The following is a 22627-nucleotide window of genomic DNA, read 5'->3' as shown; positions in this document are numbered from 1 at the left end:
AATACTAGACATACCTTTACCTAAATCAGTACTGTTTTATTTTGCAGGAACTGGTGCAAGTACTTCATGTTTTGATGTTGTACGCTCAGGTGCTTTATGTACCATCGTATAGGCATAGTCCACACCCATACCGTAAGCACCAGAATGCTCATGTACAATTGCCATAACTGCATCGTATGTATCACGGTGTGCCCAATCACGCTGCCATTCGAGTAATACTTGTTGCCAAGTTACCGGAACAACACCTGCCTGAATCATGCGTTGCATGGCGTAGTCATGTGCTTCTTTCGATGTACCGCCTGAAGCATCTGCGACCATATAAATTTCATAATCGCCTTCAAGCATGGCACCGAAAGCAAAGGTGTTATTGCACACTTCAGTCCACAAACCAGAAACAATCACTTTTTTACGATTATTTTTTGCAAGCGAATCACGTACTTTTTGGTCATCCCATGAATTCATTGAAGTACGTTCTAGTAATGGAGCATCTGGAAATACGTCTAAAAGTTCTGGATAGGTATGACCAGAGAAGCTTTCAGTTTCAACCGTTGTAATGGTGACAGGAATATTGAATGTTTTAGCTGCTTTTGCTAACCCTACAGTATTATTCTTTAATACTTGGCGATCTATTGACTGTACCCCAAAAGCCATTTGCGGCTGATGATCAATAAAAATAACCTGACAATTGGTTGGTGATAGTTGTTCTAAAAGTGATTTATTCACGTCTAAACTCCATTATTCATTATATAAGGCTTTTAAAATTGCCTACTGGTTATTATCAAAACAGATAAAAATGTAAAAACATAGACAGCAAAACAGCTCGAATCTGTATCCTGTATGGATACAATCAAATCAATGATTGCTTTTTAATTTTTATAGTTTAATCATGGATATATATTTTTTAATTTTTAGTTATCCATGGATCGATTAGACTGTATTTCCACTTTTGTAAGTGTCGTAGAACATGGGAATTTTAGTAGCGCAGCTAGAGCACTCGATATTTCTCGTGATTTGGTAGCCAAACGTGTTTGCTATCTCGAAAATGATTTAAAAACAACGCTATTAAATCGAACAACCAGACAAATGAATCTGACCAGTTGTGGGGAAAAATTTTACCAACATTGCAAGGTTATATTGAGTGAATTTGAATGGGCAACTTACGAGATTAGCTATAACCAGCAATATCCTGAAGGCGAACTCAAGCTCAATACGCCCATGTCTTTTAGCAACATTTTCCTTCAACATATCATTTCAGACTTTATTGAGAAATATCCCAGTATTAAAATTGATTTGTTTATGACAGATCAGCTATTAGATGTGAATCAACACAAATTTGATCTGACCATACGCTTAGATGGATCTGCGCCAAGTTTGGCAAATAGTAAAATTTTAAATACCTATCAACGTTATTTATATGCAACACCTGAATATTTCAATCAACATGGATTACCTACTTCTTTAGAAGAACTTAAAGAACATAAGTTTCTAATTTACTATCAAGATAGCCGACATAAAAAATTGATTTTTCAAAAAGATCAGAAAGAAGTCTCTTTTAATTGTTTCCCTGTGATGACGTGTAATAATGGTGAACTATTATTGGATATGTGTTTGAAAGATCACGGTATTGTTTTTCTTCCAGAGTTTATTGCAGAACCTTATTACAAAGAAGGTAAGTTACAGAAATGTTTGGAAGACTACACCAGTCAGCCGCTTCACTTATATGTCACATGGCCAAATCGTAAGATTTTATCGAAGAAAGTAAAACTATTTATTGATTTTTTAACACATCAAATCATTCCTATAAAATAACCAATCTGGGCCTTTTCCATAAGAGTGGGCCCATGATTTTTAATTAGTTTGAGGTGTTTCAATTCTCTTATTTTTAAATAAATTTAATAAATTTTGCTCGGCAGATACTGTACTGTTTTCTTCAATAAATGTGGTTGCGTAGTGTTCTAAATGTTCTTCCATCAATTGAGTTGCTCGTTTTTCATCCCCTTGTTCAATGGCATCTAAAATTGCACGGTGTTCATCTGCCGAACAATTATTATGTTTTGGAATTTCATATAAGCCAATTAATAACGAAGTCCTTGCAATAAGCGCCTGCAAATAACTGGACATGATCGAATTTTGATTAGCTTCAATCAGCTTTAAATGAAATTGACCTGATAGCTTAATCCACTCGGCCCAATTTCCAGCTAAACGCTCATCCGACTCTTGTTCTACTAAAGTCCGAAGCTCACTAAAATCTAGGTGATGAGACTTTTGTGCTAGTTTTTTTACAGTGGCGATTTCAAGCATGCTGCGTGCTTCAAAGACTTCTTTTGTTTCATTTGCACTATGTTTTGCGATGAGTGCCCCACGATTGGGCTGAATTTCAATAACCTTATCATGTGCAAGTTTAACGAAAACACGTCTTAACACTCCTCGCGTTACACCAAATGCTTCACATAAAGGTGCTTCAACTAAACGTGCGCCCGGAGCGAGTTGTCGATTTAAAATAGCATCTACAATAGCGTTATATATATGGTCATCAATCTCATCATTGCTCATTTCTACGGTTTTTTTTGGTGCATTCGATGACATTGATTTCTCCATTTTTATTAATGTCTCCTCTTTTTAGAACTTCATCTATTTTGAATAGTGTAAGTTTAACTTAAGCGTTTGGAAATATTTCTCTCATTTTCACACTATCTATGCTGAGCTGAATAATTCAATATTAAATCTATAAATACCCACTTATATACCTAAATTTATTTGCTTTTTATAAAAAATTAAGCACGTCTCCGTTTATAAATCTCTCTCTTCATATTCCAAATTGTATCAAGCGAAATCACTCATCAATACTACATCTCAAGTTTGGCATAACTTTTGCTCAATAAATTGTGCACAATCCAAATATCACATTGTGCACAATTTTAATTTCATTCTTTTAGTCAGTATTTCAAGCTGCTGAAGAACGTGCCCGCCCAACATAGGGAAGTGAGTGTTCAAGATGAATAATACCGAAGCGATAATTAAACCTTCTTATGATGCAAAACTAACAAATCAAGACTTAGCTCCTTTAAAAAAGCAAACTTGGGGCGCTTATAATATTTTTGCCTTCTGGATGTCGGATGTTCATAGCGTCGGCGGTTATGTCATGGCTGGAAGCCTTTTTGCACTCGGGCTCAATAGCTGGCAGGTACTTCTATCTTTACTCATCGGCATTGCCATAGTTCAGTTTTTTACAAATCTCATTGCCAAGTCTAGCCAACAAACAGGCACGCCCTATCCTGTGATTTGTCGTGCCACTTTCGGTGTGCTTGGTGCAAATATCCCTGCCGTTATCCGTGGTCTTATTGCTGTCGCATGGTATGGCATACAAACTTATTTAGCCTCCAGTGCTTTTTTATTGGTCATTTTAAAGTTCTTTTCAGACTGGTCAGCCTATGCTGATGTTTCAACTTACGGCTTTCTTGGGCTTTCCTATTTAGGATGGGTTGGCTTCATGCTGCTTTGGTTACTGCAAGCGATTGTTTTCTGGTCTGGCATGGACAGTATTCGTAAGTTCATTGACTGGGCAGGTCCGGCTGTCTACGTTGTAATGTTTGCCATGGCAGTCTGGCTGATCTGGAAAGCTGGCTGGCAGAATATTGATTTAAATTTAAGTGGGGTTCAATACGACGGTTTTGCAGTTGTACCAGTCATGATTGGTGCTGTTGCGCTCGTTGTCTCATATTTCTCAGGGCCGATGCTGAATTTTGGCGACTTCTCTCGTTATGGCAAAAGCTTTAACGCGATTAAAATGGGCAACTTTCTTGGCTTACCAATTAACTTCTTAGGCTTTTCTTTACTTACTGTGGTGTGTATTGCGGCAACGCTTCCAGTATATGGAAAACTTATTACAGACCCTGTCGAGATGGTTGGAAAACTGGATAACACCTTTGTGGTGATTCTAGGCAGTTTAACCTTAATGATTGCCACCATTGGGATTAATATTGTCGCTAACTTTGTTTCACCTGCCTTCGATTTTTCCAACGTTTCACCGAGCAAAATTAGCTGGCGTATGGGTGGAATGATTGCAGCAGTAGGTTCAATTTTCATTACCCCATGGAATTTGTTTAATAACCCTCAAGTGATCCATTACACCATTGATATTTTAGGTGCATTTATCGGTCCACTTTTTGGTGTACTGCTAGCAGATTTTTATCTTGTTAAAAAACAAAAAATTGTGGTAGATGATTTATATACTTTAGATACTCAAGGTTTGTATTGGTACAAAAATGGTTATAACCACTCTGCTTTTTATGCCTTAATTCCAGCTTCATTAATTCCTATTCTCTGCGTACTTTTACCACAACTGTCTGGGCTGGCTAATTTCACATGGTTTATTGGGATGGGATTCGGTTTTGTCATTTACCGATTTCTTAACCAACCGCTTGCCCATGCTAAATCGGCAATGACTAAGGTAAAAATACAATGAAAATTAAAATTATTAATCCTAATACCACCCAAAGCATGACTGACAAAATTGCTGCATCAGCAAAGATAGTCGCAAATTCTGATACTCAAATTATTGCCGTGAGTCCTCAAATGGGCCCTGCAACAATTGAAAGTTATTATGATGAAGCCCTAAGTGCCGTAGGTGTGCTAGAGGAAATTCGCCAAGGTGAACTTCTAGGTGTAGATGCTTATGTTATTGCCTGTTTTGGTGATCCTGCGCTTTATGCCGCCCGTGAAATCACTTCAGCGCCTGTGATTGGGATTGCAGAAGCAGCTATGAGAACTGCAAGTTATGTTAGTACTGGGTTTAGTGTAGTCACAACCTTACAACGTACAGTGAATATGAGTTGGCATTTGGCTCATCGCTATGGGGCTACGCCATTTTGCAAAAAAATTCGAGCTTGTGATATTGCAGTTGAAGAGTTGGAGCTTCCTGACTCAAATGCCTATCGGACCGTACGAGATGAATGCAAGAAAGCACTAGTAGAAGATAAAAGCGATGCAATTGTTTTGGGCTGTGCAGGTATGAGTGATTTATGTCTAAAGCTACAAAACGAGTTGGGCGTGATTGTTATTGACGGCGTTGCTGCAGCCGTTAAACAAGCTGAAATGTTAGTCCAGTTAAATTTAAAAACCAGCAAAGTTGGTGATTGGGCCTCACCTCCTGTAAAGAACTACACAGGTATATTGTCAGGATTTGAAATGCGCTAAAGAGTTATTGTTTCAATTCCAACTCAAAACGCTGCGTTGGAATTGAAACGGCTGAAAACCAAAGAATTAAACTTCGGCTAACTCTGGCTGTTGTTCATTTTTATAAAATGGCACATCACCGTTAATAGTTGCACGGTGCATGATGCGATGAGCATCGCCATAATCAAATAATGCTTTATGTTGTGTGCAACGGTTATCGCAAATCGCGACGTCACCGTCTTGCCATTTCCAGCGTAAATGAAATTGCTCTTGGGTCGCATGTTCAAACAAGAAATTAAGTAATTGCTCACTTTCTTGTTCGGGTAACTCATTAATGTGTGTGGTAAAACCCTCACTTACGAACAACAAAGGCTCACCTGTAACCGGATGAGTACGCACCACTGGATGAACCACTGGTGGGTTACGCTTAAAGGTTTGCAAAAGCTTTTCACGTTCTTCTTCGTTATGGGCAAAACGCTCAAGCGGAAAAGACTTACGAATATCATGCGTTGCAGTTAAGCCACGCAATTTTTGCTGCAACTCAAGCGGAAGCCCTTTAAAAGCTGCTGTATTACTCGACCATAATGTATCGCCGCCTACAGGTGGAATTTTAATAGCTTGCAACACACAACCTAAAGGTGGAGTTTTACTAAAAGTCACATCTGTGTGCCAAAGTTCATTGTCACGCAAATCTTGTTTCCAACTGTCGAGCACCATCACTTCTGGTACATCTTCAATTGAAGGATAAATCGGGTGCACATGTAAGGTGCCAAAACTACGTGCCAAGTCTGCTTGTGCTTGTGGTGCTAATTGTTGCTTTCGAAAAAAAATGACCTGATGATCAAGCAATGCCTGCTGGATTTGTTGCGTTGTCTGTTCATTTAACGCATTCAAATCAATATCGTGAATAATTGCGCCAATGGTAGGCTTGATCACTTCTATATTTAAGTTTGCTACTACTGTATTCATCTTCTTTACTACAACTGCTGACCATACCAAGGAGAAAACTGTTTTTGTAACCAACGTAAAAACAGCTCAAAACTAACTGCGACAATCGCAATCACAATAATGCCCAGAATCACCGTATCGGTAATTAAGAACTGTGCTGCCGATTGCACCATAAAACCAATACCACGGTCAGCTGCAACCAACTCTGCTGCAACTAATGTTGACCAGCCCACCCCAAGACCAATACGAATACCGGTAATAATATGAGGCAGAGCCGTTGGTAAAATGACATGCCAAAAGACTTGTGACTGACTTGCCCCTAATGACAATGCCGCACGTTCACGATTTACCTGATGGCTTAACACACCATGCGCACTACTAATAATGACAGGCGCCAAAATCGAGAAGAAAATCAAAAGTACTTTTGTGGTTTCGCCAATACCGAACCAAATAACAAGTAACGGCAAATAAGCTAACGGTGGAATTGGACGTAATAATTCAACCAAAGGATCTAGAACAGCACGAACCCATTTGTTCAGCCCCATCCACAAACCCAGCGGAACACCAATCACCACGGCAGCAATCAAAGCTAAAAATACACGAGAAATGCTGGCTGCCAAATGTTGCCACAAAGTTGCTTTCATAAAGCCTTCTTGGCTGACCGATATAAATTTTTGCCAGACTGCCTGTGGACTCGGTAAAAACAGTTCAGGTACAACATGCAAAGCAGTAATGAGGAACCAGAGTGCAACTACACTTCCCACACTGATTATGCTGACCGCCAAAGTATGATGCTTCTCAAAAAATAACGATAGAAATGAAGCATTTTCTGTTTGCACATTTAACTCAGGTTTAAGCTCTGCTTTGTCATATTCATAGACGTTATCTTTAGTGTTCATGTAGGTAACGCCTCCTTACCGCTTTGTTTTTGTGCCCTTAAACTTTCAAATAGCTGTTCTCTGAGCTGAATAAATTGAGAATCCGATTTAATTGAGCGAATAGACTCACCCTGACGGTACCGTTGGGCAAAATCGAGGTGTAGAGTTTCTACAATCTTGCCTGGATGCGCTGTCATTAGTACCAGCTGATTGCTGAGTAATAATGCTTCTTCAATGTCATGAGTAATCAAAAAGAAGCTTTTATTTTGTTGAATCCATAAATCGAGCACTAACTGCTGCATGTTTTCACGCGTAAAAGCATCTAATGCGGCAAAAGGTTCATCTAATAAAATAAACGGCGCGTGACTGATCAAAGCTCTGGCAATACCAACACGTTGTTTCATACCACCGGAAAGTTCCCAGATATTGGCTTTTTCAACGTGACTTAAACCCACAATTTTTAAAATTGCGTTTACTTGTGCTTCGATCTCTGCACGCTTTAAACCTTTTAACTGCAAAGCGAAGCCAACATTATCTGCAACATTTAGCCAAGGAAGTAAGGCGTGATCTTGAAATACAACAGCACGAGTTACATCTGGTCCAGTTACGACTTCATGATTTACAAGCACATCACCAGAACTCGGCTTTTGAAACCCTGCCAAGATATTAAGCAAAGTTGTTTTGCCACAACCCGACTCACCTAAAATCACGGTTAAAGAACCTTCTTCAATGGTTAGGTTAATGTCTTGTAAAACTGGCTTTTGCTGTTTAGGAAAAGTCAGATGAATATGTTTGGCTTCAAGTACACTCATGACAACTCCTTAAGGCTGCAAAAATGAAGAATTCACATTGCCTTTATAATCGGCTTTAAGTTGATCGACTTTGCCCTGACCTTTTAAGAATTTCGCTGTATCAAAAATATTTTGCGCAAATTCACCATCTAATGTTTGTTTTTGCTGAGCGTGGTCAAGGTAAATATTTCCACTTAATAAAAGCGGGATATCTTTTGCATCAGAACCTGTGAGCTGCGCAATTTTTTGCACGTTATCAGCATCTTTAACATAAGCGGCTGGGTCTTGGTTATATTTTTCGAGTTGCTCAAGTGTGGTTTGGACAAAAGCTTTCAAAAAGTCAGGATTTTTCTCTGCAAAGTCTTTACGTACAACCCATAAGTCATAAGTTGGAGCACCCCATTCACCGACTTGTTTTGAGTCGGTTAAAACCGTACCAGATGCTTTGGCTTTACTTAAAGCAGGTTCCCAAACATAGGCAGCATCAATATCACCACGTTCCCAAGCAGCTGAAATTTCAGGTGGACGCAAGTTAATAATTTTTACTTTGTCTTCTGGGATGTTCCAATGTTTAAGTGCAGACAAAAGGCTGTAATGGGTTGTCGAAACAAACGGTACAGCAATGGTTTTGCCAATTAAATCTTGAGGAGTTTTAATGCCTGATTTATTACTCACCACGAGTGCTTCAGATGCACCAAGTTTTGAAGTAATTAAGAATACCTCAATCGGTAAATTACGGCTTGCCGCGGCAGCAAGTGGGCTTGAACCAATATTACCAAGTACGACATCACCTGAAGCAAGTGCATTGACAACATCTGAACCCGCATCAAATTTTTTCCATTGAATAGTACGTTGACTATGTTTTTCATAGTCTCCATTCGCCTGTGCAACTTTGCTTGGGTCAACCCCAGTTTGATAAGCAATCACGACAGGTTTATTGTCACGAACTGAAGCACTTGTATTATTGTCTTTTTTATTTTGCCATACGATAAATGCAACAATTGCGACTACTACAATTGCCGTGATGATCAACGGTTTGGTCTTCGTGCTCATAATTTCATGATCTTTCAATAATATAAGCTCATAGTATGCAGCTGGCCTTATAATGAAAAATAAAAAAATATGAGTTGCTTATCTGGTTTTTATAAATAACTTTTCTTCATAAGTTTTTATCTTTTGGTAAAAAGCAAATTTCAAGCAAACTTACAGATTAGCGGTAAAATTAAATTACTTATATATCAATAATTAAAAACGATATTCCCAAATCATATGATTAGAAGGCCCTGACATCCCCCTTTTAATTATTTTATCCTACTCATATTTCATCATTTTTATTTTTGTCTCTATACCCAGAGTTTTGCATCTCATTAATTTTCGAGATTTTTTATAACGGTCAGATTTTATTATCTTTTTATCTTAAAACTTCTGCAAATATTGAGATTTGGACAAATCTTTTTCTGGTTTATACATGACGCAAATTTACTTTTTATTTTTAAGAGGAGAAAAATTCTTTTGTTTAAGCATTCTCAAATTTTGACAAAAACATTAATTACAACGTCTTTGCTTACATTCAGCCTCTCAAGTCATGCAGCCCTTACCTTTGGCAATGCTGAAGAAGGTGAACTTAAAGTAAGTGGTACTGTTCGGGCTAAATATATTTATGATTTTGACTCTGATCCCACTACCAGTAAATTTTCTTTTAATGACGCGGTCTTATGGCTAGATTACAACTCCCCTAAATGGATTGGCCGCCTAGATTATCGGGTTTATGAATATTACGGGCATTTAGGAGATGCCAACTGGCTTACCGATGCGTGGTTAGGTTATAAAATTAATGACAACAGTAAAATTATTGCTGGCTTAAACCCAGTTCCTTTTGGCTTGGGCCGCTTTTGGGGAAATACTTATTATTTAGGCATTGCCAATAGTGCTGGTTGGGAAGATGTACACAACCTTGGGGTAAAATATGATTTCAATGATGGAATCAATGAAGCACAACTCGCCTTTTATCCTACCGATGGTGGCACCTATAGAGGTAAAAGCAAAGACTCGAGTCGATTTAGTATCAACCCTGTCAATGCAGATGACTCTGTACCGCAAGGCACCAATACCAAAGAAAAGAACTCAATTGTTGTTCGCGGTGCTCATACCTTTAAGAATATCTTAGGCCAAGAAAATTTCTCTACTCAACTTGGCGCCTCCGCATGGTATTCCACCATTGAAAATAAGCGTTCAGGGCAAGATGGCGATCGCCAAGTTTATTCGGTTTTTAGCAATACCAATTACAACCAATGGAATTTACAGCTTTTGGCTGGTTATCAAGACATTGATAATGCCGACACCCAATATAAAGATCATCTGACCTTGGGCGGTTTCGATTATTCATTTAACTCGGCAACCAAAGGTCAGATTTATTCAGCCGAACTGAGCTATTTATTTCCTCAGCAATTTGGCCCCATTACCTCTGTTCGCCCATACTTGAACTATAGTTCTTATCGAAAAGAACAAGACGGGTTTAAAGACTCCACCCGTTTTATTCCCGGCATTGCCTTTAACTATCAAAAATTGACGGTACAAGCCGAGTTGCTGATGGGTAAACACGATCCATATCTAGGAGACAGTGAAGGCCTTGCGGCTGGCGGAAGCAATGATAAATGGAATAAAAAAGCATTTGTAATTTTTGCTTATTACTTCTAACTCCAAAAACAAAGGCCAACATCTGTTGGCCTTTATTTTTATCTAGATATTTATTTTTACTCTAGTCAATTACTGGTGAATTATTGAGAGGAAGTTCTGTTTTATCTTCATCAATCACATCGACATCTTGGGCGGTAGGCTCAAACTTAATTAGTAGTCCAATCACAATTAAAGGAATAAACGCAAAGATAGAAATAATCAGGTAAACATCGGTTTTATACCCCGCCATCCAGATCGGTAAAACAAACAAAGCAATTGCTTGAGCAACGCCCGTTACTGCACGGTTAAAGCCGACCCCAACGCCACGAATCGAAGCAGGATAAGCCATAGTTGGATAAACCATCATTTGTGCCCCTGGCCCAAAACCTTCGGCAAAAAGCCACAAACCCAGCATGCCAATTGCGGTGTAAAGTAAAAGGCTATTATCGGGTTCACCAATTAATGCTAACGCAATGAGGGCTATAAACTGGAGTAAAAAGCCTGTAAGCAACACATGACGAGATTTAAATCTGCTAGCAACAAATACACCTAACAGCCCGCCCGTAAATGCAAACAGCAAATTGAGTCCGAGTGTTGTAGTAATGGTCGTCAAGACATCTGTATGAAAGAATCGCGTTAAAATAGAAGGTAAAAAGAAGGCAATGGTCGTGTACTGAAATGCCACCGAAATGTGAATCACAATGGCCACAATCGTTCTTGGCAAATAGGTTTTATTAAATAAAACCGCAAAACCCTCGCGCTTTTTCTTTTCAGCAGTTCTTTCTACTTTTTCAACTGTAGCGACTGCATTAATTGCATAGGATTCTTGTAGAACTCGAGCTGCCCCCTTTAAATCGCCTTGGTTTGCAAGCCAGATTGGTGATTCAGTTAAATATTTACCGCGAATAAAAATAATGAGTAACGCTGGCACTGCTCCGAAAATTAAAGATGCTCGCCATAACCAATTGCTATGCTCAGGAGGTAAAAGAAAATAAAGCGCCAAAACCAGACCAAAACACACCGAAGAAGCGGCATACCACATTGGGCACCATGCGGCTAAACGCGCTGCCTTATTGCTACTACCGTTAAATTTGGAAAACTCAGATAAGTATGACATTGCCACAGGCAAATCAATACCAACACTAATTCCCATAATAAATCGGGCTAAAATCAAAACCCATACATTCGGTGCAAAGCCTGCGACAATTGCCGCAATGACAAACAGCACCATGTCCGCCATAAAGACCCGATAACGGCCGATTTTATCTGTCAGCCAACCACCAATCAGGTTACCTACAATGGTTCCGCAGACAATTGCTGAAGCCACCACCCCAGTCATCACAGGGCTTAAAGAAAACTCTGAGATAACTTGCTCAATACCAAAGGACAGCGTTGTTAAATCATAGGCATCAATAAACACCCCAATCAGTGCCAACCAAATAACTTTATTCGACTTACCCTTCCCTGCAAATTTGGAAATTAATTGTGAAACATCATCGGGAGATTTAATTTCATAACGATGGCTATGATCGAGTTCTTGTGTGCTCACTTAATAATTCCTGAATTTTAATAACAGGAACAAAATAATGATTATTCACATAATACAAAAACAAATTAATCTGATGTTTTAATCTAAATTATAGAATTATCTTTTCATTATTAACTCAGCAGTAAAACCGATATAAAAGACAAAATAAAAGCTGGTATCTAACCAGCTATTTATTTAAAGACTTCCTAAAATATTTAACTCGCCTCAGCAAGTTTTAATTCTTTTAGATTACGATATTTTGCAGCTCGGTGATTTTCAGGTAAATATGGCCCAGCACCAAATAATTTTTCTCGTAAAGTTCCTTGTGCATATGAGGTTTGATATACCCCACGTTTTTGCAACTCTGGCACAATAAACTCAACTACATCGGCAAAGGTTTGATGCGCCAAAATGTAGGCTAAGTTAAAGCCATCGACATCGGTATCTTCAACCCATTGCTGTAGAGCATCCGAAACGGTTTCTGCCGAACCTACAAGTACAGGTCCATTACCACCTAAGCTGTTCCAGTTTGCAATTTCTTCAATGGTCCAGACTCGTTCCGGATCTGCATTTACATAAGAGTCTAATAAAGATTGAATCGCGTTGGTTTGAATATATTCAACTTTGTCCGTTGGCTGGTATTGCGAAAAATCCACACCCGACCAGCCTGACAATAATGTTAAAGCCCCATCGTAGCTTCCATAGCTTTGATATTCTTTAAACTTAGCCTGTGCTTTTGCATCGGTTTCATCAGTGACAATCGACAAAAGTGCATAAATTTTAACTGAGTACGGATCGCGGCCTTCTTGAGCCAATTTTTGGCGAATACCCTGTACCACTTTTTTAGTGGCAATTTTAGACGGCGCTGCGATGAATACGCACTCGGCATTTTGGCTAGCAAACTTCTGCCCGCGTGAAGACGCGCCTGCTTGGTAGAGTACTGGTGTGCGCTGTGGTGATGGTTCACAAATATGGATGCCTGGTACAGTAAAGTATTTACCCTCGTGCTGAATTGGATGCACTTTTTTATGGTCAGCAAAGATACCACTTTCACGGTCACGAAGTACCGAACCTTCTTCCCAAGACCCTTCCCAAAGTTTGTAAAGAACTTCTAAGTATTCATCAGCAATATCATAACGATTGTCATGATTAACCTGAGTTTTTAGGCCCAAGTTTTTCGAACCACTTTCCAAATAAGACGTCACGATATTCCAACCCACTCGCCCTTTGGTTAAATGGTCTAGCGTGCTAATACGCCTAGCAAAAGGATACGGATGTTCAAAGGAAATAGAGGTCGTGACACCAAAACCCAAGTGCTTTGTGACGGCTGCCATCGCTGGCACAATCTGTAGCGGATCATTGACTGGAACTTGTACTGCACCTGTTAAAGCATGTTCAGCACTTTGATGATAAACGTCATAAATACCAAGCACATCTGCAATAAAAATACCGTCAAAAAAACCACGCTCAAGAATTTGCGCTAAATCTGTCCAATATTCTAAATCTTTATATTCAACAGATCGATCTTGAGGATGCCGCCATAATCCAGGAGATTGGTGGGCAATACTATTCATTTCAAAAGCATTAAAACTAATTTTCTTAGTCATAAAATATCAACCAGCATTTTATTTAATTTTATACTAAAGCAATTTTTATATTTTCTTTATAATATATACCCCAAACAAAATATGATTTTATTCTAATAGTTTTTTATAATTTATTTTAAAAAATATAAATAACATTAAGCCGCTAAAAATAGCAGCTTAATATCTAAAACTATAATTTATTGTTTAGAAACTTCACCAATTCGCCATTGATACGGTGGTAATGTGCCGTTCACACTAAAATCACCTACAATTCGATTTTTAAATACTCTCGGGTTATGTGAAGCTAGAGTTCGTACATTACGCCAATATCGATCTAGACCTAAATCTTTGTCTGTTGCAGAAGCACTTAAAGCGTCAAATAAAATCGTGGAAGCATTTAAAATTAGATCGGTAATGACCGTCTGAGACTGCGCACTTTCAAGCTCAGCAAGTGCATTTTGTTCTTCTTCAAGCTGCTCATTATTTTGAAATGCAGCCAAGTAAGCACGCTGTAAGCTTTGTGCCACTTTTTCAACAATCGCTCCTGCACTATAAGCCGCGCCACGAATTTGGCCTACGACTTGTAAAATTTGCGGATCCTGTTTTACAAACTGGGAATTCGCATGCGTGTAGTTTCGGGTACGTTTAGCAACAGTTTGAGAAACATCATAGGTTGCAGCACGCCCTAGACCTGTAATGATTGCCAGTTGGACCAGTTGATAGTAAGCAGCCGAATATTTAAAACGGTCATCGTCAGGTAAAATTTCAGCTTCATCAACCAATACATCGTGGAAATATGCCGTACCACTTGCAGTAAGCTGCTGACCAAAGCCATTCCAGTCATCAACAATTTCGACACCTTCATCTTCACGGCGAACAACGACCGAGCCAGATTCACCCTTTAAATCTGTTACACCAACATCCACCCAGTCTGCATATAGGCTCCCTGTGGTGTAGTATTTTTTGCCTTTAACACGAATTTTTCCGTCACTATCTCGATATAAGTGAGTTTCAAACTGATCGATTGACTCTTTCCCGCCTTCAGACCATGCACTACCCACTGTTTCGCCATTGGCAATTCGGTTAAGCCAACGCTGTTGAAACGCCTTATCTTTACTTACCAAGACATCTTCTGTAAAACCAAAATGCACACGCAAAGCTTGCGGTAAGTTTGAGTCGGCCTCTGCAAGTTCAATGAGCAATGCAAATAGTTCAGGAATGGTTGCATCAAAGCCCCCATGAGTTTTTGGAAGTCTTAACCGTGTAAAACCAATATCCTTAAGCCATTGAAGTTGTTCATAGGGCAAAATATGCTGCTGCTCACGGATTAAAGCCCCTTCTTTAATACGGGCAAAAGTCGGTCTGAAGTTACTTGCCAATTCATCATACCGTTCAGAAGGTCCTTCACCCCATACCCGCGAAATGATTGAAGCCTGACTTAGTGCTGCATGCGTTAGTGAACCGAGATGATGCTCAAAATTTAAATTTGTCATGTAAGTAAAACCAATATTGCTTTGCTTTTACCATAAAATATTTATTTCACATGAAAACGATTATTTTTTTATAACAGTATTCAATCTTGATATAACACCAATCAAAAGCATGGCATTGCTAAGCAATTTGTTTTTTGTGAAGACTATGCTGACTTTGCAATAAGGTTTGCATATATTCTGAATAGACAGAAAGTTTTTCGAAAATATGCTCTGAGTAAAACATGTCATCAATTAAGTGTGTCATTTGATTGGCAGTAAAGATATCGCATAGGCAGACTAGTGCTGCATTCATTTGAGCAAACAGAGCACATAACTGTACATACGCTTCATCTTTATTTTTAAATAATAATTTACGCATATCCAACTGATCCAACTCTTTTAGCCCCTCATCTTTTATGACTTTTACCCAATGAATTTTTATTTTTAAGAACTGTTCAAGTTGCTTTAAAGCCTCTAAATCAAGCTCTAAATGGGTAATTAAAAAAACTGTAGAGATATCACTTCGACATAATGCTTTAATTAAATTTAAATAAATAAAGTCAGCTTCTCCCATCTCCATTAATTCTAAATCTAGATATATTTTTAGGCTTTCTAAAACTTCGTCTACCTTAAATACGACCTTCTTGTCAGCTTGATAGTATTTATTAAGGATATTTAGCACAGGTGGAGTCGCCGGTGTTGTATAAATGGCTGCTTTATTTAAGTTTGCAAAAATAAATGGCGAGAATAGATAAGCCAAACTGCTTTGCTGTGGCTCAATGTGAGACTGAATTAAATACACGGTTTGAGTTTTAGAAAAATCCCGAAGTACTTTCGCTCTAAGTAAGGTTGCTTCAAGGTTCACATAAGTCTGTTCCAACTGATCTATTACCAAGGTGGAAATAGACTGATTTTTAATAATTTTATGAATAATGTTCAGTTGAGAAGTGATAAACATTTTTTAACATCCAAGCTATTTTAGAAGCGCTACACTTACACTTAGGTCTTTAAGAAACACGCAACAACCAGACCCTACACAAAACAACAATGGAACAAAAAAGAAGAACATTATCATGTACTTATATGAAATCTAAAACAGCGTTCACATTATGTCTTGAAAGTTGATTTAGGTTGGCGGTAAATCCTGTTCATTTTTATTTTGAACTTTAGAGGACTGGATATATAGCTACAGATGATTGAAAAAAAACTATAGCACGCCATCAAAACACGGTTTAACTGTTATAGTTTTATAAAAAATTTCTGTATCTACATATACAAATACAGTGAGTGCATGATTAAGAAAACTTCTTAAGGTAGGTAGTTTTCATGAAACGATCTATTGCATATCGCCAGATATTTCATCAATGTTTCAATGCAACATGTATTTTTACAAATGCAACATCAAGCCTAAACTTTGTTAACAGATTGAGAACAATCAATCGTTCTATTCTCTTGAAATATCAAGCAATTATGTTGCTTTACCCTGTTGGCACTTTACTTGCTAAGAATATTTATCACAGAAGTAAGCCTAATTGCCAAAGTACTTTTTTGCCTGAAATTAAGTATTTAAATCATTTAATCATCATCAGCTAGTTCACAGGGGGAAAGTTTATGAGCCTCGGTCTAACCGCTTTAGAATTAGCACGAATACAATTTGCTTTTACAGTATCCTTCCATATTATTTTTCCGGCCACCTCTATTGGACTTGCCTGTTTTTTGGCAGTTTTAGAATGGAAATGGTTAAGAACGCAAAACCCTATCTATAAAGATCTATTTAAATACTGGATTAAGATCTTTGCCGTTGCGTTTGGTATGGGAGTTGTTTCCGGTGTCGTGATGAGCTATCAGTTTGGTACCAACTGGAGTGAATTTTCACGAGTAGCAGGAAGCATTACTGGTCCTTTACTTACCTATGAAGTCTTGAGTGCCTTCTTCTTAGAAGCAGGTTTCTTAGGAATCATGCTGTTTGGTTGGGGCCGTGTTGGTCCTAGAGCCCATTTCTTTGCAACGCTTATGGTTGCCATCGGAACATGTATTTCGATGTTCTGGATTTTATCGTCCAATAGCTGGATGCAAACACCGCAAGGTTTTGCCATCGAAAATGGCATTATTGTGCCAAAAGACTGGTTAGCTATTGTCTTCAACCCGTCCTTCCCTTACCGCTTTGCACATATGGGTGCTGCTGCCTTCTTGGTTTCATCTTTATTGGTAGTGGGAACATCTGCATGGCACTTGGTGAAAGGCCGTCGTGATGAATTGGTAAAAAAATCGTTCTCGATGGGTTTATGGATGGTGCTTGTGACTTCTTGTTTACAAGTGGTGATTGGCGATAACCACGGTTTAAATACTCGTGAGCATCAGCCTGCCAAACTTGCTGCAATGGAAGGTCACTGGGAAACCAATCATAACGAGCCTATGCCACTACTGTTATTTGCCATTCCAGATATGAAAGAAGAGCGTAACCACTTTGAAGTGGGCGTTCCATATTTGGGCAGTTTAATTTTAACGCACAGTTTAGATGGTCAAGTGACTGGTTTAAAAGAGTTCGCGCCCGAAGATCGTCCAAACTCGACCATTATTTTCTGGAGCTTCCGTGTGATGGTGGGGCTTGGTGTGCTCATGGTCACTCTATCACTCATTGCGCTTTGGTTACGTAAGCGTGGAAAACTCTATGAAACATCATGGTTTCATAAATTTGCTGTAGTGATGGGGCCTGCGGGTTATGTGGCAATGCTGGCTGGCTGGATTACCACTGAGGTCGGCCGTCAACCGTGGGTTGTATACGGCATTATGCGAACCAAAGATGGGCTTTCACATACAGTTTCTGCAGATCAGGTGGGTCTGAGTCTCTTTATTTTTGTGGTGGTATACACCATCGTTTTTGGTAGCGGTATTTACTACACCTTAAAACTCATTAATAAAGGCCCTGTATTTATCGATACACCAACTATTGAATCTGGTGGCGTTGGACACTTTAAAACACCAATGCGTCCACTCAGTGCTGTCGATGAAAACATTGACGATAATCAAAAATCTGGGGAGAAACATCATGATTGATCTTTCTTTAATATGGGTCGGTATTATTGGTTTAGGTGTTTTAATTTATGTGGTCATGGATGGTTTTGACTTAGGAATCGGAATTATGTTCCCTTTCATTAAGAACAGCCAAGAACGTGACGTCATGATGAATACTGTGGCTCCTGTCTGGGATGGTAACGAAACGTGGATGGTTCTCGGTGGTGCTGGTCTATATGCAGCATTTCCGCTGGTTTATTCGACAGTTTTATCAGCACTCTACCTACCTATTATTTTCATGGTCATTGCCCTGATTTTCCGCGGTGTTGCGTTTGAATTCCGTTTTAAAGCTCACCGTACTAAGCATCTGTGGGACTTAGCCTTTATTTGGGGTTCAGTTTTAACCAGTTTCCTACAAGGGATTATTTTAGGTGCTTATATTCAAGGGATAAAAACCGAAAATGGTATTTTCGCTGGTGGGTCTTTTGATTGGCTTTCCCCGTTTACGATCTTTACAGGTATTGGCGTAGTTGCGATGTATGCCACTTTAGGATGTGGATGGCTGATCTTAAAAACCGAAAAAGGTTTGCAGCAACGTATGTATGAGCTTATGCCAAAACTGATTATTGCACTGCTCATTATTTTTGGTGGCGTAAGTTTATATACGCCTCTGACTCATCCTGAAATTGCAGATCGCTGGTTCTCTTTACCAAATCTGTTCTATTTTAGTCCTGTACCTATTTTGGTCTTATTGTTTGTTGGCCTGATTTTATCGGCATGTAAAAAGCAGGATCATGACCTTAAACCATTTGCATATACATTGGCCCTCGTTTTCCTTGCATTTACTGGTTTTGTGATTAGTTTATGGCCCTATATTATTCCGCCATCAGTCACCATTTGGCAAGCGGCAGCGCCTCATTCTAGCCAGATGTTTGCTTTGGTCGGCGCACTTATTTTAATCCCGATCATTATTGCTTACACCATTGTCTCTTATTGGGTATTCCGTGACAAAGTGCGTGTAGGTGACGAAGGTTATCATTAAGTATGGAGGGTTTTATGAAAAAGTCATCAGTTAAACTCAGCCAAACCCAATGGTTTATTCTGTTATGGCTTGGTGGTTTTTTAGCCTTAGCTGTGATTGCGGGTTTGTTTAAAGTGATATTGATTTATGCTGCCCCTTACTTAAAGTAAACCCATCCTTATAAACAAATGCCGTTTGTAGATTCTGCAAGCGGCATTTATTATTGGTTCAGTGCATCTTTTATTTTGTTATTTCGTGCAGCCCATACATGTATAAATCAGAACAACTCGCCCATAGCATTCGCCAACTTATTGAAAGCGGCACTTTAAATGCACATGAGAAATTACCTTCATTAAGAGATCAGGTCCAACGTTCTGGTTTTAGTTTAATGACTGTGATGAATGCTTATCAGGAGCTTGAATCACAAGGTCTGATCTATTCAAAGGAAAAGTCTGGCTATTTTGTTGCCGAGCAAATTGCACTAAAACCACTGGAACAATATTCGGTCGTTTCACTTAATTCTAAAATTGAAATTAATTCTTTAGTTTTTAAATATCTTAAATCGATTCAACATGAGTCTGTTGTGCCTTTTGGTTCAGCTTTCCCTGATAGTCAACTTTTAGCTGCCCCCAAACTTATTCAAATTATGGGGCAACTTGCACGGCAAAGGCAAAGCTATGACCAGACAGCAAGCCTACCTCCCGGTAATTTAGCGTTAAGAAAACTAATTGCTCAGCGCTACTGTATGCAAGGCATACAGACCGATCCAGATGATATTGTCATTACATCCGGAGGATTAGATGCACTCAATCTTTCTTTACAAGCAGTAGCCAAACCGGGTGACTATATTCTATTGCAACAAACCGTGTTTTACGGTGCTTGGCAGGCTGCTGAACGTTTAGGGCTTAAGGTCATTACCATTCCCGAACATCCACAACATGGTTTTGACCTAGAGGCTTTTGAGCAGGTTATTCATACATATCCAATTAAAGTATGTTGGCTCATGTTAAACAGCCACAACCCGATCGGGTTTACGGTCAGTGATGAGATTAAATATAAAATTGCCAAACTACTTCATGAACACCAAATTTACTTAATTGAAGATGATGTGTATGAAGAGCTTTATTATGGCGGGCAAAAACCACTTTCGATGAAGTACTTTGACCAACAAAATCTGGTACTGCACTGCTCTTCATTTTCTAAAACTTTAGGTGCAGGTTTTCGGGTAGGTTGGGTCTATGCGGGTAAATTTTCGGACCATATCCAACACTTACAGCTCATGAGTACTATTTCAGTCAATGCACTCATTCAAAATGCATTGGTTGAGTTTTTGTCTCATCATCATTATGAAAAACACTTACGCACACTTAGACTTTCACTTGAACGTTATAAAAAGCAGTTTTACCACTATTTGAATCAACATCTGCCCGCTACCTGCGAGATTTATTATTACCCAAGCGGTTATTTTCTATGGGTTAAATTGCCTCATAAACTCGATAGCATGCAAATTTATGAAGAACTCATCCAACAAGATATTGGTGTTGCGCCAAGCCCACTCTTTAGTGTTTTACCCGCACAGCAGCATTATTTAAGAATCAATTGTTCTTTTGAGTGGAACGAAAAAATTCAAGCTGCTTTAGATCAAGTCATCAAAACCATTCAACAAAGGGTCGAAGCAAGCCTGTAAAGTGATGCTTCGACCTAAGCACAATTTTAAAGTATTTAATTTATGATAGTTTCATCTTAAAGCGCGATTTTAAGGGTAAGAATATCTGGATGTTAATATGGAAATAGATGAAGAACTGACTCTTAAAAAAATACAGATTTTTTTGGCCTTTATGCGCTGTGGCAACTTGTCTAAAACCGCGGCAGAAATGCAACTGAGTAATGTCAGTGTTCATAAAGCACTACACTCTTTAGAAAGCGCTTTACGTTGTCCTCTTTTTAAAAATGAAGGCCGTAACCTCATTCCTTTAAAAAGTGCTTATGTATTTGAAGAACGGGCGCAAAAAATCGTACAAGACATTTTTATTACCGTAAATAAAACCAGAGAAGCCGCTGGCTTTGCAGCCAAGGTTTTACATTTAGGATCTCTTTATTCTTTGACGGTAAATACAATTCCAAATGTGATTAGCGGTCTCAAACTCAGACGTAGTGAGCTTGATATTCAACTGTTGCTGAGTTCAAATCAGGATTTGGTGAAAAAGCTGAAAGCCACGGAGCTGGATGCAATCATTGTAGCTTTAAATGAAACCACTCAAGATGATGACTTTGAAATTTTGCCGATGTTTTCAGACGACATTTTTTTGGCCGTCAATAAAGATTCAAAATATGCTGAGTTTAAAGATATTGATTTAAGCCTTTTAAAAGAAGAAACTTTTTTAACTTTAACCAAGGGTTTTGCAACTCATAACGACAGCGACATCATTTTTAATAAAGCCGGTTTTTCACCTAAAGTTGCTTTGCAGGTCAATGATATTTTTACCTTAATTAGTATGGTTAGCTCAGGTGTAGGTTTCGCACTATTACCTGGTCGTATTTCTGCGGTTTATGAAAGTTCGGTAAAACTTATTCCGCTAAAACAGCAATACCACATGCAACAAGAAATTGGTCTGGTCTTTTTAAAAAGTAAAGAACGCGACCCAAACTTACTTGCTCTGATTGCTGAATGTCGAATGTTCGCCACTAATTTTAAAAAATAAATATCGGCAACTTATTAAAGAATAATGAGTTGCCGTTGTGCGATTTTCAAAAAATTTATCCAAAAATTGCATTAACCGTTAAGAAAAATACAGAAGGCCCAAGTAAGCACCCTAGTCCTGTATAAAAGGTTGCAACTAAAGCGCCATAAGGTACCAATCGAACATCAGTGCCAGCTAGGCCCGCTGCGGTGCCACTGGTTGTTCCTGCCAAACCGCCAAAGACCATGGCAGAGCGTGGACTTTTTAGATACATAAATTTCGCAAGCAGTGGCGTCCCTACCATAAAGAAAACTGACTTGATTAATCCAATCGCAATAGAAAGTGCGATTACATCAGAGCTTGCGCCAATTGCGGTTCCTGTAATTGGACCAACAATATAAGTCATTGCGCCTGCACCGATCGTTGTCATAGAAATGGGATCTCTATAGCCCATGCTCCATGCAACCAGAACTCCGATTACAAAAGGCACAACGCAACCAAGCATTAATGCAATGAGACCAATTTTGCCTGCTTTCTTTACTTCTTTCACATCAACTTCAAATGCAGTTGAAGCAATCGCTAAATCACGAATCATGGCTCCGCCCAACAGCGCAAAACCAGAAAAAATAGCGATGTCTGAAACACCTTTGGTTCCTTGAGTATAAACTCCTGCAAAGTAAGCAACAACCAAACCTAAAGTAATCGCGATTGCAGAGCTTTGTAATTTTCCCTTCGTCAAATATTTTGAGAGTAGATGGGAAACGAACATCATTAAACCCGTTACGGCAAGAGCAGTAACTAATGCATTTTTTGATAACACAGCAATTATAGCGTCCATCATTTAAATCCTTTTTGA

Annotated in this window: 20 protein-coding genes; 9 read left to right on the top strand and 11 right to left on the bottom strand. The window is 38.8% G+C overall.

The genetic code is table 11. The features are described from left to right. Nucleotides 1-36: 36 nt before the first annotated feature. The gene (locus tag G9371_RS10540) at nt 37-723 is read right to left on the bottom strand and encodes a hydrolase (RefSeq protein WP_029424417.1); all 687 of its coding nucleotides are present in this window, start codon (nt 721-723) and stop codon (nt 37-39) included. 195 nt (nt 724-918) lie between these two features. On the opposite strand from G9371_RS10540, the gene G9371_RS10535 reads away from it, so the two are divergent. Then, nucleotides 919-1809: a LysR family transcriptional regulator gene (locus G9371_RS10535; protein WP_000375416.1), complete on the top strand. Its 891-nt coding sequence runs from the start codon at nt 919-921 to the stop codon at nt 1807-1809. 39 nt (nt 1810-1848) lie between these two features. Here G9371_RS10535 and G9371_RS10530 read toward each other — a convergent pair whose 3' ends face one another. Beyond that, nucleotides 1849-2598: a GntR family transcriptional regulator gene (locus tag G9371_RS10530; protein ID WP_163103685.1), complete on the bottom strand. Its 750-nt coding sequence runs from the start codon at nt 2596-2598 to the stop codon at nt 1849-1851. 397 nt (nt 2599-2995) lie between these two features. Between G9371_RS10530 and G9371_RS10525 the strand changes: the two genes are divergently transcribed. Next, complete coding sequence (locus tag G9371_RS10525) at nt 2996-4465, top strand: NCS1 family nucleobase:cation symporter-1 (protein ID WP_029424419.1); 1470 nt, start codon at nt 2996-2998, stop codon at nt 4463-4465. After that, complete coding sequence (locus G9371_RS10520) at nt 4462-5196, top strand: aspartate/glutamate racemase family protein (RefSeq protein ID WP_000694040.1); 735 nt, start codon at nt 4462-4464, stop codon at nt 5194-5196. The genes G9371_RS10525 and G9371_RS10520 overlap by 4 nt, the downstream gene beginning before the upstream one ends. A 66-nt stretch (nt 5197-5262) precedes the next feature. Here G9371_RS10520 and tauD read toward each other — a convergent pair whose 3' ends face one another. Genes tauD through tauA form a run of 4 tightly spaced genes read right to left on the bottom strand, consistent with a single transcriptional unit; the run spans nt 5263 to nt 8863 of the window. Continuing rightward, a complete protein-coding gene (gene tauD, locus G9371_RS10515; protein WP_029424420.1) occupies nt 5263-6144 on the bottom strand; it encodes a taurine dioxygenase in 882 nt (293 codons plus the stop codon). 8 nt (nt 6145-6152) lie between these two features. After that, nucleotides 6153-7022 (bottom strand): taurine ABC transporter permease TauC, encoded by an 870-nt coding sequence (tauC, locus tag G9371_RS10510; protein ID WP_029424421.1) that lies wholly within the window; start codon nt 7020-7022, stop codon nt 6153-6155. Then, a complete protein-coding gene (locus G9371_RS10505; protein WP_000114463.1) occupies nt 7019-7813 on the bottom strand; it encodes a taurine ABC transporter ATP-binding protein in 795 nt (264 codons plus the stop codon). The genes tauC and G9371_RS10505 overlap by 4 nt, the downstream gene beginning before the upstream one ends. Nucleotides 7814-7822: 9 nt before the next feature. Beyond that, nucleotides 7823-8863 (bottom strand): taurine ABC transporter substrate-binding protein, encoded by a 1041-nt coding sequence (gene tauA, locus G9371_RS10500; protein ID WP_000651497.1) that lies wholly within the window; start codon nt 8861-8863, stop codon nt 7823-7825. A 441-nt stretch (nt 8864-9304) separates the two neighbouring features. On the opposite strand from tauA, the gene G9371_RS10495 reads away from it, so the two are divergent. Continuing rightward, a complete protein-coding gene (locus G9371_RS10495) occupies nt 9305-10489 on the top strand; it encodes a hypothetical protein (RefSeq protein WP_000472481.1) in 1185 nt (394 codons plus the stop codon). Between the two features lie 61 nt (nt 10490-10550). Here G9371_RS10495 and G9371_RS10490 read toward each other — a convergent pair whose 3' ends face one another. The 4 genes from G9371_RS10490 to G9371_RS10475 form a co-directional block, all read right to left on the bottom strand. Continuing rightward, nucleotides 10551-12017 (bottom strand): MFS transporter, encoded by a 1467-nt coding sequence (locus tag G9371_RS10490; RefSeq protein ID WP_029424422.1) that lies wholly within the window; start codon nt 12015-12017, stop codon nt 10551-10553. 194 nt (nt 12018-12211) lie between these two features. Beyond that, a complete protein-coding gene (locus G9371_RS10485; RefSeq protein ID WP_029424423.1) occupies nt 12212-13603 on the bottom strand; it encodes an LLM class flavin-dependent oxidoreductase in 1392 nt (463 codons plus the stop codon). A 176-nt stretch (nt 13604-13779) separates the two neighbouring features. Then, nucleotides 13780-15075: an acyl-CoA dehydrogenase family protein gene (locus G9371_RS10480; RefSeq protein ID WP_029424424.1), complete on the bottom strand. Its 1296-nt coding sequence runs from the start codon at nt 15073-15075 to the stop codon at nt 13780-13782. 118 nt (nt 15076-15193) lie between these two features. Further along, a complete protein-coding gene (locus G9371_RS10475) occupies nt 15194-16012 on the bottom strand; it encodes a hypothetical protein (RefSeq protein ID WP_029424425.1) in 819 nt (272 codons plus the stop codon). Between the two features lie 653 nt (nt 16013-16665). Here G9371_RS10475 and G9371_RS10470 point away from each other — a divergent pair. The 5 genes from G9371_RS10470 (at nt 16666) to G9371_RS10450 (ending at nt 21792) form a co-directional block, all read left to right on the top strand. Further along, a complete protein-coding gene (locus G9371_RS10470; RefSeq protein ID WP_029424426.1) occupies nt 16666-18111 on the top strand; it encodes a cytochrome ubiquinol oxidase subunit I in 1446 nt (481 codons plus the stop codon). Further along, entirely contained in the window at nt 18104-19111 is a 1008-nt protein-coding gene (gene cydB / locus G9371_RS10465; RefSeq protein WP_005076463.1) for a cytochrome d ubiquinol oxidase subunit II, read from the top strand. Before G9371_RS10470 ends, cydB begins: the two co-directional genes overlap by 8 nt. Nucleotides 19112-19125: 14 nt before the next feature. Then, nucleotides 19126-19260, top strand: coding sequence for a hypothetical protein (locus G9371_RS10460; protein ID WP_000749814.1), 135 nt, complete (start codon nt 19126-19128; stop codon nt 19258-19260). A 98-nt stretch (nt 19261-19358) separates the two neighbouring features. Beyond that, entirely contained in the window at nt 19359-20777 is a 1419-nt protein-coding gene (locus G9371_RS10455) for a PLP-dependent aminotransferase family protein (protein ID WP_029424427.1), read from the top strand. Between the two features lie 97 nt (nt 20778-20874). Next, entirely contained in the window at nt 20875-21792 is a 918-nt protein-coding gene (locus G9371_RS10450) for a LysR family transcriptional regulator (protein WP_029424428.1), read from the top strand. Between the two features lie 55 nt (nt 21793-21847). Here the strand turns inward: G9371_RS10450 and madM are convergent, their stop codons facing one another. After that, a complete protein-coding gene (gene madM / locus G9371_RS10445) occupies nt 21848-22609 on the bottom strand; it encodes a malonate transporter subunit MadM (RefSeq protein ID WP_031945160.1) in 762 nt (253 codons plus the stop codon). Nucleotides 22610-22627: the final 18 nt, after the last annotated feature.

It is taken from the genome of Acinetobacter sp. EKM10A, from assembly GCF_011075215.1.
Taxonomy (GTDB): Bacteria; Pseudomonadota; Gammaproteobacteria; order Pseudomonadales; family Moraxellaceae; genus Acinetobacter; species Acinetobacter baumannii.
The sequence above is the reverse complement of the archived record's forward strand: the minus strand, read 5'-3'. Positions and strand labels throughout refer to the sequence as shown.

What these genes read in the sequence shown, in the direction of transcription:
- G9371_RS10535 (WP_000375416.1), top strand. Translation starts at nt 919, where the DNA reads ATGGATCGATTAGACTGTATTTCCACTTTTGTAAGTGTCGTAGAACAT.
- G9371_RS10530 (WP_163103685.1), bottom strand. Translation starts at nt 2,598, where the DNA reads ATGGAGAAATCAATGTCATCGAATGCACCAAAAAAAACCGTAGAAATG.
- G9371_RS10525 (WP_029424419.1), top strand. Translation starts at nt 2,996, where the DNA reads ATGAATAATACCGAAGCGATAATTAAACCTTCTTATGATGCAAAACTA.
- G9371_RS10520 (WP_000694040.1), top strand. Translation starts at nt 4,462, where the DNA reads ATGAAAATTAAAATTATTAATCCTAATACCACCCAAAGCATGACTGAC.
- tauD (WP_029424420.1), bottom strand. Translation starts at nt 6,144, where the DNA reads ATGAATACAGTAGTAGCAAACTTAAATATAGAAGTGATCAAGCCTACC.
- tauC (WP_029424421.1), bottom strand. Translation starts at nt 7,022, where the DNA reads ATGAACACTAAAGATAACGTCTATGAATATGACAAAGCAGAGCTTAAA.
- G9371_RS10505 (WP_000114463.1), bottom strand. Translation starts at nt 7,813, where the DNA reads ATGAGTGTACTTGAAGCCAAACATATTCATCTGACTTTTCCTAAACAG.
- G9371_RS10485 (WP_029424423.1), bottom strand. Translation starts at nt 13,603, where the DNA reads ATGACTAAGAAAATTAGTTTTAATGCTTTTGAAATGAATAGTATTGCC.
- G9371_RS10480 (WP_029424424.1), bottom strand. Translation starts at nt 15,075, where the DNA reads ATGACAAATTTAAATTTTGAGCATCATCTCGGTTCACTAACGCATGCA.
- G9371_RS10475 (WP_029424425.1), bottom strand. Translation starts at nt 16,012, where the DNA reads ATGTTTATCACTTCTCAACTGAACATTATTCATAAAATTATTAAAAAT.
- G9371_RS10470 (WP_029424426.1), top strand. Translation starts at nt 16,666, where the DNA reads ATGAGCCTCGGTCTAACCGCTTTAGAATTAGCACGAATACAATTTGCT.
- cydB (WP_005076463.1), top strand. Translation starts at nt 18,104, where the DNA reads ATGATTGATCTTTCTTTAATATGGGTCGGTATTATTGGTTTAGGTGTT.
- G9371_RS10460 (WP_000749814.1), top strand. Translation starts at nt 19,126, where the DNA reads ATGAAAAAGTCATCAGTTAAACTCAGCCAAACCCAATGGTTTATTCTG.
- G9371_RS10455 (WP_029424427.1), top strand. Translation starts at nt 19,359, where the DNA reads ATGTATAAATCAGAACAACTCGCCCATAGCATTCGCCAACTTATTGAA.
- G9371_RS10450 (WP_029424428.1), top strand. Translation starts at nt 20,875, where the DNA reads ATGGAAATAGATGAAGAACTGACTCTTAAAAAAATACAGATTTTTTTG.
- madM (WP_031945160.1), bottom strand. Translation starts at nt 22,609, where the DNA reads ATGGACGCTATAATTGCTGTGTTATCAAAAAATGCATTAGTTACTGCT.